Source organism: Candidatus Acidiferrales bacterium, from assembly GCA_035515795.1.
GTDB lineage: Bacteria > Bacteroidota > Ignavibacteria > Kryptoniales > JAKASW01 > JAKASW01.
This window is the reverse complement of sequence record DATJAY010000004.1, coordinates 1-13,146: the sequence shown is the minus strand read 5'-3', so window position 1 is coordinate 13,146 and position 13,146 is coordinate 1. Positions and strand designations below refer to the sequence as shown.

Genomic DNA, 13,146 nt, shown 5'->3' with positions numbered 1-13,146 from the left:
TCACGGCTGGTCCTTTATTGGGCGCCTCTCTGGTGGAGGTGTCGATTACTGCCTTGAGGCAGCGGACTCTGCTTTTGATTCCTGTCCTGAAGTAGCCTTTTCAGATTTCTCTTCCTTTGGCTGAGCTTCTTTTTCCTTCGGTTGTTTCCGACGCTTCTCCGCTTCGTCGGCGGCATTGAAGTCGACCAGCTCGATAATGGCTACCTCGCCGCCATCACCATGCCGTTGACCCAACTTCACTACTCTCGTATATCCGCCTGCTCTCTCCATAACCTTTGGCGCGATCTCACTAAAAAGAATCTTCACCGCATCCCGATTCTTGATAAATCTTGCAACTTGTCGCCGTGCAGGAACCCCATCGCTCTTTGCCTTCGTGATCAGAGGCTCAATAAAACTGCGCATTTCCTTTGCCTTAGCAAGAGTCGTCCGCACTTGCTTGTAAAGAATCAAGCTTGTTGCCAGCGATTCCATCAGCGCCTCTCGATGACTCGCCGTTCTCTTCAGTTTTCTTCCTTTATTCAGATGTCTCATTTCAATAAACTCCGCAATTCTTTCAGGAGTGAAGAGTTAAGAATAATGGAGCGTCCCGTTTTTAGCTCTTCACTATTAGCTTTCAACTTATTCGTTGTCGTCTTTCAAATACTTGCTGATGTCCATCCCAAAATTGAGTCCCATGCTCCCGATTTTCTCAGCGAGTTCGGCCAGCGATTTCCGTCCGAAGTTTCTGAAGCGAAGAAGTTCCGCCTCATCTTTGTTCACGAGTTCAGAAATGGTGTGGATGTTTGCAGCTTTCAGGCAATTGTGAGCTCGGACGGAAAGTTCGAGTTCGTCCACCGACATTTTCAATAGTTTTCTGATTCGTGCAGCCTCTTCCTCCGCCGCCGAACTCTCGTCCGAGGATTCCTGATGTATTCCAAGATTCAAGAATAATTGGATGTGGTCCTGCAACATCTTCGCAGCAGTGGTCAATGCATCTTCAGGAGTTATGGAACCGTCGGTCTCGATTTCAATCGTCAATTTTTCGAGTGTCGTTTTCTCACCGACTCCGGTCGGCTGGACAAAGAACCTGACATTTTTGATCGGAGAAAAAAGTGCGTCTATCGAGACCAGATCCTCCGGCGCCTCGGTGAGTTTATGATCCTCACTGGGCTCATAACCTTTTCCTCTTCCTATCCGCAATTCAATTTCCAATTCCTTAGAATCGCTCAACGTTCCTACGTGATGTTCCGGATTCAAAACCTCAATCTGCGGATACTGCCTCTGAATTTCTTCAGCTTTGAAATCCATCGGACCTTTCAGCTTAAGATTTATTTTGTTCAATTTCTTATCTATCAGCTTGATCCGGACACCCTTCAAGTTCAGGGTAAAGTCGACGAGATCTTCCGACAGACCCTTTATGGTCGAAAACTCATGAAGAGCACCTGGAATCCTAAAATGGGTAAATGCCCATCCCGGAATTGAAGACAAAAGAACTCGTCTGAATGAATTTCCTAAAGTTGTCCCGAAGCCGCGTTCCAGCGGCTCCACAAAAAACCGGCCGAAATTGTTGCTATAGGTTGATTGGTCTAAAACTATCGTTTCGGGCATTTGCAATTTCACGGTGCTCATTAGATTTTCACCTCAATTAAAATTTGACCTGGATTCAGAGAATTCTCAAGATTTCGTTAATCCTGAAATTCAGACGTACCATGGTATTATTTGGAATACAGTTCGACGATAAGTTGCTCGTTAACATCCGGGAGCGGTATTTCAGCGCGTTCCGGGATTTGCAGAAATGTACCGGTAAGTTGTGCCTTGTCAAGCTGCAAATACGACGGCAACATTCCGTCTTTAACTCGTTTCAAGGAGGAGTGAATCGTATCGACCTGGTTGCTTCGCTCCGCAACCTTGATTACATCACCCGCTCTGAGTAGAAAAGACCCGACGTCGACTTTTCTGCCGTTAACCATAAAGTGGCCGTGGAGCACAAGCTGCCTTGCAGATTTCCTGGATGGAGCAAATCCGATTCTATACAAAACATTATCGAGTCTTCGCTCAAGAAGTTTCAGCAGGTTCTCGCCGGTTCTTCCTTTTTGATGAGTCGCCATCTCGAAGTAGCGTCTGAATTGCTGTTCAAACACTCCGTAAATCCTCTTCACTTTTTGTTTTTCGCGAAGCTGCACTCCATACTCGCTCACCTTTGCTCTTCTGCGGAGTCCGTGTTGACCGGGAGCGTAGTTACGCCTCTCGAGCGGGCATTTCTCCGTGTAGCACTTTACTCCTTTTAAAAACAGTTTTTGTCTCTCTCTTCTGCAAAGTCTGCAACTTGCGTCAACATATCTTGCCATCTACCACTCCGAAAAATTTTTAATTAAACTCTGCGTCTCTTTGGGGGCCTGCAACCGTTATGCGGAATAGGCGTGACGTCGCGTATGCTTGTAATTTCCAGACCGCCGGTTTGCAGCGCTCTGATAGCTGCCTCGCGGCCTGACCCGGGGCCTTTCACGAGCACTTCTACTTTCTTCATTCCCAGATTTGCAGCTTCCTTCGCTGCCGCCTCTGCGGCCATCTGCGCCGAATACGGTGTGCTCTTTCTCGACCCTTTGAATCCCATCTTGCCGGCAGATGACCACGCCACAATGTTTCCATAGATGTCTGTCAGAGCAACAACGGTGTTGTTGAATGTTGCTTTTATATGCGCTATTCCATGAGCATCGACCGATGTTTTTTTCCGCTTCTTGCTTGCAACCTTCGCCAAATCAAAATCTCCTATTTTTTACTTCTTAGCTAAAACTTTCTTCTTCCCTGCAACTGTTCGTCTTTTTCCCTTACGGGTGCGGGAATTCGTCCTTGTGCGCTGTCCTCTCACAGGAAGCCCCTTACGATGTCTGAGCCCGCGGTAACTACCGATATCCATGAGGCGCTTGATATTCATTTGTGTCTCACTTCTGAGTGCGCCTTCAACTTTGTAATCCGAAGTAATCACCTGTCGAATTCTCGCGACTTCCTCATCGGTCAGCTCACCGACATGCTTCGTCGGATCCACACCTGCCTTGTCCAATATTTGCAGGGCGGAATGGTGACCGATCCCGAAGATATATGTCAAACCGTAGCCAGCGCGCTTGGCTTTCGGTAAATCTACTCCAGCAATTCTCGCCAACTTAATTCTCCTTTTTGTTAACTATCGGCATCCGTCATCGACTGACACCTTATTCTCTCTCACCCCTGGCGCTGTTTGTGTTTGGGGTTCTTCTTGCAAATGACTCTAACGACGCCTTTACGTTTTATCACCTTGCAATTATCGCAAAGTTTTCTGACCGATGCTCTGACTTTCATCTTAGATTCTCTTTAATAAAATTTTTGCCACTTCAAAATATTTATTTGTAACGGTAAATGATTCTGCCTTTGCTGAGATCATACGGCGAAAGCTCCACCGTGACCTTATCTCCTACAAGAATTTTTATGAAATTCATTCTCATCTTGCCGGAGATATGAGCCAGGACCTCATGACCGTTCTCCAGCTTCACATGAAAAGTTGCGTTCGGCAAAGTCTCAGTGATCGTTCCGTCGACTTTAATTTGTCCCTGTTTAGCCATTTAAAAACGTCAATATCTCTGGTCGTCCATCAGTCACAACGATCGTGTGCTCGAAATGCGCCGAAGGTTTGCCGTCCGATGTATAGACCGTCCAACCGTCTTCCGCAGTAAAAACCTTATAGGCTCCTGCGTTGACCATCGGTTCAATTGCGATCGTCATTCCATTTCTCAACAGAGATCCCTTCCCTTTCCTGCCGTAATTGGGGACGGGCGGATCTTCGTGCAATTTTGTTCCAATCCCATGGCCTACCAAATCGCGGACGACGGAAAATCCGTTTCCTTCGACATACTCCTGGATGGCTTGGGAAATATCTTCAACATGGTTTCCTGCTACGGCATTCTCAATCCCGAGCTGAAGCGCTTTTTCCGTCACCTCCACCAATTTTTTCTTTTCCTCGGATACGTCTCCGATCGCAAAAGTCTTCGCGGCATCTCCATAATATCCATCCTTTACAGCGCCGACATCGACGGAGAGAATCTGCCCTTTCTCTAACTTGCGGGCACCCGGGATGCCATGCACGACCTGATCGTCAATCGACAAGCAAATCGTGGCAGGGAAAAGATTCTTCTTGTCAAATCCATAGCCCTTGAAGGCAGGCTTCGCACCTTTTGAAAGAACATAATCTTCCGCGAGTTCGTCCAATTCCTTGGTCGTGATTCCAGACTTTATATTTTTCTCAACCAAATCAAGAATTCCAGCGACTATTCTTCCGACCTCGCGCATCTGATCTATTTCGCGGGATGTTTTGATGTTTATCATAAGCCATCAAGAGTAACGACGGCTCTTCAATCTTCCCGTCTTCATAAAGCCATCATAGTGGTGCATCACGAGCTGCGACTCGATTTGATGAACCGTATCGAGGGCAACTCCGACGATAATCAACAAACTTGTTCCTCCAAAGAACGACGAGAATGATGAACTTACGCCAAATCTCACCATAAACGCGGGGAGAATGGCAACGATCGAAAGAAAAATGGATCCCGGCAAAGTGATTTTCGTCAGAATGTTGTCAATGAAATCTGCAGTATGTTGCCCGGGTCTGATTCCGGGGACGAACCCCCCCTGTTTCTTCATATTGTCCGCTACGTCCTTCGGATTAAAAGCGATGGCAGTGTAAAAATACGTGAAGAAAATAATCATAAGTGCATAGATGAACGAATAGACCCACGACGTATATGAAAAATATCCCGATATACTCTGCATGAATTCGTTTTCAGGGAAAAAAGTCAAGATCGTCTGCGGCACAAACATGATCGACTGCGCGAAGATGATCGGCATGACGCCTGCCGTATTGACTCTGATCGGAATGTACTGCGTCACACCGCCGTAAACCTTTCGGCCGACCACTCTCTTCGCATATTGAACGGGAATTTTTCGGGTGCCGTCCGTGACGTAAACAATCGCCGAGACGATCGCAATCATGAGGGCGACAATCACAACCTCGGAAATAAACCCGCGCGTACCGGAGCTGACAAGCTGATACTCATCGAGAACTGCATTCGGAAACCTGGCGATGATGCCGATAGTAATTATTAACGAAATCCCGTTGCCGATCCCTTTTTCGGTCATCTGCTCGCCGAGCCACATCATGAAGATCGTCCCTGCCGTCAGAACTATGACCGTTGAGATCGTAAATCCGAGTCCACGAACTGGATCGGGAACGACAGGAAGACCCCCGGTTGCAACCATGCTCTGGAGTCTGACGCTGATTCCCCAGCCTTGCAGAGCCGAGATCAAAACCGTGCCGTAACGCGTCAGTTGAGTGATTTTCTTGTGACCTTCCTCGCCTTCCTTCTGGAGCTTCTGGAAATATGGAACTACGGCGCCCAGCAACTGTATGACGATCGACGCACTGATATACGGCATGATTCCTTCTGCAAATATCGCCGCGTTCTGGAACGCGCCGCCCGCAAACAGATCATAAAGACCGAACAAAGTGTTCTGTGACTGGTTTCGAATCGACTCCGCTAGTAACGAAGCGTCAACTCCCGGCAGGGTAATATGTGCGCCGATGCGTACCACGATAAGCAACCCTGCGGTATAAAGAATTCTCTTCCTCAGGTCTTCGACCTTGAAAATATTTCTCAGGCTGTCAGTTAGTCTTGACATTTGTTACGACTCAATTGTTTTTGCCGCGGATAGCTCCGTGATTTTCTTCACCGAGCCGCCGGCAGCTTCGATTTTTTTCGATGCTGAACCGCTAAATGCGTTCGCTGAGACATCCAATTTTTTAGAGAGCTCGCCGTCCCCGAGAATTTTCACGGGCCGAGATTTCTTCGACACCGCGCCGACTTTGTATAGAATCTCCGGCGTGACCACACCATCCGGCAATTTACCAGCTTCGGCCAACTTGCCGAGTGTCGATACATTGATAACCTGGTACTCAACACGGAACGGGCTCCTGAAACCAAATTTTGGAATCCGGCGATTGAGAGGCATCTGTCCGCCCTCGAACCATGGCCTGATTTGGTCTCCCGACCGTGAACGCTGACCTTTATGACCTTTGCCGGCAGTCTTGCCGTGTCCCGAGCCGACGCCACGTCCAATCCGCTTCACTTTTTTCCTCGCGCCCGGCGAATGCTTCAAATTTCCGAGAATATTCATCTAAAAAACTCCTATGCCTCTTCGACCTGAATCAGGTGTCGAACCTTTGCAATCATTCCTCTTATCTGAGGAGTGTCTGCTTTTACAACCGATTTTCTGATCTTACCTAAACCAAGCGCCTTGATGGTACGTTTCTGCGGTTCAGGCCTCTCAATCGTACTTCTAATCTGTGTGATCTTGATTTTCTTCGCGCTACTCATTTCGTCACCTGCGGAGATTCTTGCGATCCATCCGCACTGGAGTCGGAAGACGTCCGCTCTAGAGGGAACAGATCCCTGATTTGCAGTCCTCTTCTTTCAGTTACCATTCTTGGGTCCGAAAGATTCAAAAGCGCGCGCATCGTTGCCTTAACAACGTTATGTGGATTCGATGAACCCATGGACTTCGTCAAGACATCCTGAACTCCCGCGGACTCCAGAACTGCCCGTACGCCTCCGCCGGCAATTACACCGGTACCCGGAGTAGCCGGCTTCAGCAAAACTTTCGCGGCTCCGAACTTTCCGACGATGGCGTGAGGAATCGTTCCTCTAAGAACCGCTACGTGTACGACGTTTTTCTTCGCGTCATCAACTCCCTTGCTGATGGCATCGTTGACCTCGTTTGCCTTACCGAGTCCGATGCCGACGCTTCCCTTCCCATCACCAACAACAACTATCGCGTTAAAGCTAAAACGCCGTCCGCCTTTGACGACTTTCGCAACGCGGTTAATATGAACCAGCTTCTCTTTAAGCTCCGTTTGATCCGGCTTAACTCTTTGTGCGCCTTTTAGGTTTTTTAGTTTCATTTCCAAACCCCTTTAATCATGGTCAAAATTTTAATCCGCCTTCGCGGGCACCATCTGCAAACGCCTTGAGTCTGCCGTGGTACAGATATCCTGCGCGGTCAAATACCACTTTCTGAATGTTTTTCTCGAGCGCCTTCTTGGCAAGTGCAACACCAACTGCTTTGCTTCGGTTGGTTTTCCCTTTCGCAGCCTTCACTGCGTCGGCAATTTCTTTACTTAAGCTTGACACCTGCAGGATTGTCTTCCCCTGCGTGTCATCGACAATTGCGCCGTAAATATGTTTCAGGCTTCGGAAAATCACCAGGCGCGGGCAGTCAGATGTTCCTCTGATACTCTTCCTTAGTCCTCTTTTGGCTCTTTCCCTGCGCTCTTTCTTTACTTGAAGACGTCCCATTTAATCAAACCTTTAATTTTACTTGGCCGCAGCTGCTGCTTTGCCTGCTTTGCGGCGAATAAACTCACCTTCATACTTGACTCCTTTGCCTTTATACGGCTCAGGCGGGCGAAAAGATCTTAGCTTCGCAGCAATCTGTCCGACAAGCTGCTTATCGACACCCGACACGACGATGTTGGTAGGCGAAGGTGTCTCGACCTTGATCCCTTTCGGAGGCTTAAAAAGAATTGAATGCGAGAAACCAAGTGTCATCTGAATATTCGTTCCTTTCATTTCGGCACGATATCCAACTCCTACTATTTCAAGCTTCTTTTCATAGCCCCTGGTCGTTCCATTAACCATGTTGTTAAGATTGGCTCTCCATAAACCATGGAGGGCATTATGGAAATTATCGTCACTATTGACTCTGACAACAACTTCTTCGGGTTTCACTTCTATCGAAATATCGGGGTGAAGAACCGTAGACATTTCACCCTTCGGTCCTTTGACTTTCACTTCGTTTCCGGTGACCTGTACCGTTACTCCTTTTGGAATGGGAACGGGCTTTTTACCAATTCGTGACACTTTAGAAACTCCTTACCATATATAACAGATTACTTCACCGCCCACGTTTAGGCGACGCGCATCCTTGTCGGTCATCACGCCTTTGTTGGTGGAGATGATTGCGACCCCGAGTCCGTTAAGGACGCGAGGAAGCTCCTCCGCTCCGGCGTACACCCGGCGTCCCGGAACGGAAACGCGTTTCATTCCGGAAAGAACCGGCATGCCGTTGTAGTATCTAAGATAAATCCGTATCGTCCCCTGCGGAGGAGACTGAAGCTCGGTGTATTTATCTATGTAGTGCTGTTCATAAAGTATTTTTGTGATTGCTTTTTTCAAATTGCTTGCCGGCACATCGACTTTTCTCTGTCGTGCAAGCGCGGCGTTTCTCAACCTCGTGAGAAAATCAGCAATGGGGTCAGTCATTGACATCGACTTCCACTCCTAAATTAAATTACCAACTTGCTTTTTTGACGCCGGGTATTAACCCTTCCAGCGCCAATTTTCTAAAACATATACGACAAATACCGAACTTGCGATAATATGCCCTCGGCCTGCCGCATATCGTGCATCGGTTATGCTTTCTCACTCTATATTTCGGCTCTCTCTGAGCCTTAACGATCATTGCAGTTCGTGCCACTTTTCAATTACTCCTTTTGAGATTAGGCAGCTTTCCCAAACTCTCCCTCGGACGCTTCGCGTTTTCTGAAAGGCATCCCGAAGCCTTTCAACAATTCGTAAGCTTCTTCATCGGTCTTGGCTGTAGTTACAAAAGTGATGTCCATACCAAAAATTCTCTCTACCTTGTCGACATCGATCTCCGGAAAAATGATTTGCTCTTTTAAGCCGAGCGTGTAATTGCCGCGGCCGTCGAAGGATTTATCAGGCACCCCGCGAAAGTCGCGAACGCGGGGAATCGCGAGAGTTATCAGGCGATCCATGAATTCATACATCTTCTCTCTTCGCAGCGTAACCTTGCAGCCGATCGGGATATTCTCACGGAGTTTGAAATTCGAGATCGCCTTCTTCGATTTTCTGATTGAGGGTTTCTGACCGGCGATAACCGTCAATTCCCGAACAACCGTGTCAAGAATTTTTGGATCCTGAGTTGCAGCGCCGACACCGCAGTTGAGAGCAATTTTCTCCAGCTTCGGCACCTGCATGGTATTTTTATAACTGAACCTTTTCATCAAAGCCGGGATGATATCTTTCCTGTAAATCTCAAATAGACGCGGGGGTACTTTCGGCTCCGGCGGTTCCTCGGCTTTGGCTTTCTCCGGCTTCGCCTTGGACTTCTCAGTAGCCGGTTTTGCCTGAGCAGGCTTCTTCTTTTTTTCCACAGCCTCCGTTTTAGGATCAGCCGCGGCCGATTCCTTCGGGGGATTCTCTTTCCTGTGAGCGGGGTCGTTAGTTTTTTCTTTTGCCATATTCAAAACTCGTTTAAAACATTTCTTCGCAGTTTTTGCAGACTCTCATCTTTTGTTTCCGTCCTGCTGCTCCGGCAACACTCGCATAGCCGATCCGGCTCGCATTGTTGCACTTAGGACAGATCACCATTACAGTCGAAGCGTGAACCGGCATCTCGCGCTCGAGTATTCCGCCCGCCGGCATTTTTTGCGTCGGCCTCGTGTGGCGCTTTCTGACATTTACGCCTTCCACCAGAACTTTTTTCTTGTCAGGGAGAACGCGAAGGACCTTTCCCGTCTTGCCGCGCGAATTGCCGCTTATTACCAGGACCATGTCATTTTTGTGAACGTGCATTCTTGAAACCTTTCTGCTTAGAGAACTTCCGGCGCCAACGAGACTATTTTCATGAATTGCTTGTCTCGGAGCTCACGGGCAACAGGCCCAAAAATTCTGGTGCCGCGCGGTTCGCCTTGCGGATTCAATAACACCGCCGCATTCTCATCGAATCTTATGAAAGTACCATCAGGCCTCTTGTATTCTTTCTTCGTGCGTACAACAACGGCTCTCGACACATCGCCCTTCTTCACTTCGGCACCCGGGATTGCCTGTTTCACCGAAACCACGATTAGATCTCCGAGCCCGGCATAACGACGATCATGTCCGCCGAGCACGCGAATACATCGTACTTTCTTTGCACCGGAATTGTCGGCGACGACAAGATTAGTCTCTTCCTGAATCATTTCCTGATCTACCTTCTCTTACTCTTCATGTGCCATGAAAAACAATGATCCACCTTATTTTTCTCTTCACGTACCATGAGTTTCAGTTTCTACTTTGCTTTTTCGACAATTTCGACTAGACGCCAGCGTTTTCTGCTCGACAGCGGCCGGGTCTCCATGATCTTGACGGTGTCTCCAAGACCCGCTTCATTTTTTTCATCATGCGCCATCAGATTGGTCGTTCTCTTGGAATATTTCTTATAAATAGGATGCTGAACAAGCCTCTCGATACTTACAACGATAGACTTCTGCATCTTCGTGCTCACGACTTTTCCGATCCTCACTTTTCTCAAACTTCTGCTTGCCGCTTCCATCACGCAGTCTCCTTTTCAGAAGGACTCTTCGCCGCTTCAGCTTGACGCTCTCGGAGAATTGTTTTCATTCTCGCAATCTCTTTCTTCAGGAATCTAACCTGGACCGGATTCTTCACTTCTCCGCCAACAGCCTTCTGGAAATTAATCTTATCCAATGCTTCAACATTTTCTTTTATATGCTGCAAAATTTCTTTTTCTGACATCGACCGAATCTCATGAGGCTTGATCATCTCATTAACCCTCGTAATCCATTCGTGCGACAAACTTCGTCTTAATCGGAAGCTTGTGAGCCGCCAGCCTCAGCGCCGCTTCGGCAAGAGGCGCAGCGACGCCGCCTATTTCAAACATTATCTTGCCCGGCTTTACGACAGCAACCCAGAACTCCGGCATACCCTTTCCTTTTCCCATCCTTGTTTCAGCGGGTTTTTTGGTAACCGGCCTGTCCGGAAATATTCTGATCCAGATTCTGCCGTCACGCTTCATCTGTCGCGTCAACGCGACACGAGCAGCTTCGATTTGCCTTGCGGTAATCCATCCCGGTTCAAGTGCCTTCAGTCCGAAATCTCCGAAAGCGACAGAGCTTCCGCGCTGGGCCTTGCCGCGCATCCTTCCGCGCTGGGCTTTTCTATATTTTACTCTTTTCGGCATTAACATTTTTCAATCTCTCCTTGCATTACCTCGGCAGAGGTCCGTAAACTTCGCCGCGGCAGATCCAAACCTTCACACCGATCAAACCGTATATCGTCCTCGCCGCCAGGCTTGCATAATCGATATCCGCACGAAGGGTATGGAGCGGAACTCTTCCTTCGCGGTACTGTTCCGTTCGGGCAATTTCTGCTCCCCCGAGTCTGCCCGCGCACATCACACGAATTCCTTCTGCTCCCATTCGGGTTGCCGATGTAATGGCATTCTTCATGGCACGCCGGAAATTTATCCGTCCTTCGATTTGAGTCGCTATATTTTCGGCAACTAAATAAGCGTCGAGCTCGGGTCGTTTGATCTCGAAAGTCTTGATCTTCACCGCTTCTCTCTTGGTCAGCTTTTTTAACTCAGCTTCGAGCTGGTTCACATCCTTGCCGCTTTTTCCGATGACTATCCCCGGACGGCTCGTATGAATTGAAACCGTCATCTGACTTCCTTTCCTCTCGATACTTACCCGCGAGACGCCCGCTTTATCAAGGCGGCTCCGCAGATAACTTCTGACCTTCTCATCTTCACCCAGCAATTTGGAATACCCTTTGCGTTCAAACCATGTCGAATCCCAATCGCGAGTAATCCCGAGTCTGAAGCCGATGGGGTTAGTTTTTTGTCCCAAAAGTTCCTCCTAATTCATTCTTTCGTAGCAACTACCACGGTAATGTGGTTGCTTCTTTTTCTGATCCTATATGCTCGTCCCTGCGGAGCGGGTAAAACTCTCTTCGCGGACGGACCGCCATCGATAAAAATTTCCTTGACGTACAAACTCTCTTCATCCACCTTGCCGACGTCTTCCCGATTCATGATGTTCGCGACCGCGGATCTCACGGCCTTCTCGGCATCCTTAGATGCGTGCTTCGGGGAAAAGTGAAGTATGGACAATGCCTGACCGACACTTTTGCCCCTTATGAGATCGACAACCAGCCGCATCTTTCTTGGAGACGATCCGATATATCTCGCTACTGCACGTGATTCCATATGATTAGACTCCTTACGATGCCGGCGCGGTTTCGGTTTCTTTCTTCACACCGGGATGCACTCTGAAAGTGCGTGTGGGAGCAAACTCGCCGAGCCTGTGACCTACCATGGCTTCAATTATGTAAACGGGAATAAATTTGTTTCCGTTGTGAACCGCGAAAGTATGACCCACAAAATCAGGAACGATCATACTGTCGCGCGCCCACGTCTTGATCACTTTTTTCTGATTTTTCTTGTTCAGATCCTCGATCTTCTTAAGAAGTTTAGGATCGACAAAAATGCCTTTTTTTACAGAACGTGCCATATTATCTCAACTACTACTTCCTGCGTTTAACGATGTACTTGCTTGATTGCTTTTTCTTCTTGCGTGTCTTTAAACCTTTTGTTTTCCAGCCCCACGGAGAAACCGGATGCGGATTTCCCTGCGGAGATTTGCCTTCGCCGCCGCCGTGAGGATGGTCGACCGGGTTCATGACTACTCCGCGGGATTGAGGCCTGAGTCCAAACCACCTCATCCTTCCCGCTTTTCCCCAGCTGATATTCTCAAACTCTGCATTACTGACGACGCCGACCGTTGCCATGCACTCCGCTCTGACCATCCGCATTTCACCCGATGGGAGCCTGAGGGTTGCGAAATCACCTTCCTTCGCGGCGAGCTGAGCTGAATTTCCCGCACTGCGAGCCAATTGTGCTCCTTTGCCGGGCTTAAGCTCGACTGCGTGAACCGTCGTTCCGACCGGTACGTTCTTCAAAGGCATCGCATTGCCGACTTTGATTTCCGCCTGCTCACCCGTCTGGACAATTTCGCCAACTTTCAATCCGTCGGGGGAAATGATATATCGCTTCTCGCCGTCAACATAGTGGAGCAGCGCTATGCGGGCATTTCTGTTCGGATCATATTCGATTGAAGCGACTTTCGCATTGATCCCTACTTTATTTCTCTTGAAATCTATTATGCGATAGAACTTCTTATGTGCCCCGCCCCGGTGACGGGAAGTGATCCTTCCTTGGTTGTTTCTTCCGGCTGTGCTCTTCAAAGGAACTATGAGAGCCTTCTCGGGTTTTGTCTTTGTA

The 13,146-nt window shown here is 48.4% G+C and carries 24 protein-coding genes; all 24 read right to left on the bottom strand.

Going from position 1 to position 13,146, the window contains the following annotated elements; genetic code table 11:
• Window positions 1–45 precede the first annotated feature (45 nt).
• Window positions 46–531, bottom strand: coding sequence for a 50S ribosomal protein L17 (rplQ, locus tag VLX91_02815; protein ID HUI29124.1), 486 nt, complete (start codon window positions 529–531; stop codon window positions 46–48).
• Window positions 532–618: 87 nt separating this feature from the next.
• Window positions 619–1,608: a DNA-directed RNA polymerase subunit alpha gene (locus VLX91_02810; GenBank protein ID HUI29123.1), complete on the bottom strand. Its 990-nt coding sequence runs from the start codon at window positions 1,606–1,608 to the stop codon at window positions 619–621.
• An 86-nt stretch (window positions 1,609–1,694) separates the two neighbouring features.
• Window positions 1,695–2,327 (bottom strand): 30S ribosomal protein S4, encoded by a 633-nt coding sequence (gene rpsD / locus VLX91_02805; protein ID HUI29122.1) that lies wholly within the window; start codon window positions 2,325–2,327, stop codon window positions 1,695–1,697.
• 23 nt (window positions 2,328–2,350) lie between these two features.
• On the bottom strand, window positions 2,351–2,737 hold the full coding sequence (rpsK, locus tag VLX91_02800) for a 30S ribosomal protein S11 (GenBank protein ID HUI29121.1): 387 nt from the start codon (window positions 2,735–2,737) through the stop codon (window positions 2,351–2,353).
• Window positions 2,738–2,755: 18 nt separating this feature from the next.
• Window positions 2,756–3,139: a 30S ribosomal protein S13 gene (rpsM, locus tag VLX91_02795; protein ID HUI29120.1), complete on the bottom strand. Its 384-nt coding sequence runs from the start codon at window positions 3,137–3,139 to the stop codon at window positions 2,756–2,758.
• Between the two features lie 217 nt (window positions 3,140–3,356).
• A complete protein-coding gene (gene infA, locus VLX91_02790; GenBank protein HUI29119.1) occupies window positions 3,357–3,575 on the bottom strand; it encodes a translation initiation factor IF-1 in 219 nt (72 codons plus the stop codon).
• Window positions 3,568–4,335, bottom strand: a complete 768-nt coding sequence (gene map / locus VLX91_02785) for a type I methionyl aminopeptidase (GenBank protein ID HUI29118.1) — start codon at window positions 4,333–4,335, stop codon at window positions 3,568–3,570. Before map ends, infA begins: the two co-directional genes overlap by 8 nt.
• A 6-nt stretch (window positions 4,336–4,341) precedes the next feature.
• On the bottom strand, window positions 4,342–5,685 hold the full coding sequence (gene secY, locus VLX91_02780; protein ID HUI29117.1) for a preprotein translocase subunit SecY: 1,344 nt from the start codon (window positions 5,683–5,685) through the stop codon (window positions 4,342–4,344).
• Window positions 5,686–5,688: 3 nt separating this feature from the next.
• Window positions 5,689–6,180 (bottom strand): 50S ribosomal protein L15, encoded by a 492-nt coding sequence (gene rplO / locus VLX91_02775; GenBank protein HUI29116.1) that lies wholly within the window; start codon window positions 6,178–6,180, stop codon window positions 5,689–5,691.
• Between the two features lie 11 nt (window positions 6,181–6,191).
• The gene (gene rpmD / locus VLX91_02770; GenBank protein ID HUI29115.1) at window positions 6,192–6,380 is read right to left on the bottom strand and encodes a 50S ribosomal protein L30; all 189 of its coding nucleotides are present in this window, start codon (window positions 6,378–6,380) and stop codon (window positions 6,192–6,194) included.
• A complete protein-coding gene (gene rpsE / locus VLX91_02765; GenBank protein ID HUI29114.1) occupies window positions 6,377–6,964 on the bottom strand; it encodes a 30S ribosomal protein S5 in 588 nt (195 codons plus the stop codon). Before rpsE ends, rpmD begins: the two co-directional genes overlap by 4 nt.
• A 22-nt stretch (window positions 6,965–6,986) precedes the next feature.
• Complete coding sequence (gene rplR, locus VLX91_02760; protein HUI29113.1) at window positions 6,987–7,358, bottom strand: 50S ribosomal protein L18; 372 nt, start codon at window positions 7,356–7,358, stop codon at window positions 6,987–6,989.
• 18 nt (window positions 7,359–7,376) lie between these two features.
• Entirely contained in the window at window positions 7,377–7,922 is a 546-nt protein-coding gene (rplF, locus tag VLX91_02755; GenBank protein HUI29112.1) for a 50S ribosomal protein L6, read from the bottom strand.
• Window positions 7,923–7,934: 12 nt separating this feature from the next.
• Complete coding sequence (gene rpsH, locus VLX91_02750) at window positions 7,935–8,330, bottom strand: 30S ribosomal protein S8 (protein ID HUI29111.1); 396 nt, start codon at window positions 8,328–8,330, stop codon at window positions 7,935–7,937.
• Between the two features lie 230 nt (window positions 8,331–8,560).
• Window positions 8,561–9,325 (bottom strand): 50S ribosomal protein L5, encoded by a 765-nt coding sequence (gene rplE / locus VLX91_02745; GenBank protein HUI29110.1) that lies wholly within the window; start codon window positions 9,323–9,325, stop codon window positions 8,561–8,563.
• Between the two features lie 13 nt (window positions 9,326–9,338).
• Window positions 9,339–9,659, bottom strand: a complete 321-nt coding sequence (rplX, locus tag VLX91_02740; protein ID HUI29109.1) for a 50S ribosomal protein L24 — start codon at window positions 9,657–9,659, stop codon at window positions 9,339–9,341.
• A 17-nt stretch (window positions 9,660–9,676) separates the two neighbouring features.
• Complete coding sequence (rplN, locus tag VLX91_02735) at window positions 9,677–10,045, bottom strand: 50S ribosomal protein L14 (GenBank protein ID HUI29108.1); 369 nt, start codon at window positions 10,043–10,045, stop codon at window positions 9,677–9,679.
• A gap of 89 nt (window positions 10,046–10,134) precedes the next feature.
• Window positions 10,135–10,398 carry a 30S ribosomal protein S17 gene (gene rpsQ / locus VLX91_02730; GenBank protein ID HUI29107.1) on the bottom strand — a complete coding sequence of 88 codons (264 nt, stop codon included), beginning with the start codon at window positions 10,396–10,398 and terminating at the stop codon, window positions 10,135–10,137.
• Window positions 10,398–10,601 carry a 50S ribosomal protein L29 gene (rpmC, locus tag VLX91_02725; protein ID HUI29106.1) on the bottom strand — a complete coding sequence of 68 codons (204 nt, stop codon included), beginning with the start codon at window positions 10,599–10,601 and terminating at the stop codon, window positions 10,398–10,400. The genes rpsQ and rpmC overlap by 1 nt, the downstream gene beginning before the upstream one ends.
• Window positions 10,602–10,632: 31 nt before the next feature.
• Window positions 10,633–11,046, bottom strand: coding sequence for a 50S ribosomal protein L16 (rplP, locus tag VLX91_02720; protein ID HUI29105.1), 414 nt, complete (start codon window positions 11,044–11,046; stop codon window positions 10,633–10,635).
• Window positions 11,047–11,071: 25 nt separating this feature from the next.
• A complete protein-coding gene (rpsC, locus tag VLX91_02715) occupies window positions 11,072–11,713 on the bottom strand; it encodes a 30S ribosomal protein S3 (protein HUI29104.1) in 642 nt (213 codons plus the stop codon).
• A gap of 14 nt (window positions 11,714–11,727) precedes the next feature.
• On the bottom strand, window positions 11,728–12,072 hold the full coding sequence (gene rplV / locus VLX91_02710) for a 50S ribosomal protein L22 (protein ID HUI29103.1): 345 nt from the start codon (window positions 12,070–12,072) through the stop codon (window positions 11,728–11,730).
• A gap of 13 nt (window positions 12,073–12,085) precedes the next feature.
• A complete protein-coding gene (rpsS, locus tag VLX91_02705; GenBank protein ID HUI29102.1) occupies window positions 12,086–12,376 on the bottom strand; it encodes a 30S ribosomal protein S19 in 291 nt (96 codons plus the stop codon).
• A 13-nt stretch (window positions 12,377–12,389) separates the two neighbouring features.
• A partial coding sequence (rplB, locus tag VLX91_02700) for a 50S ribosomal protein L2 (GenBank protein HUI29101.1) occupies window positions 12,390–13,146 on the bottom strand: 757 nt, incomplete at its 5' end.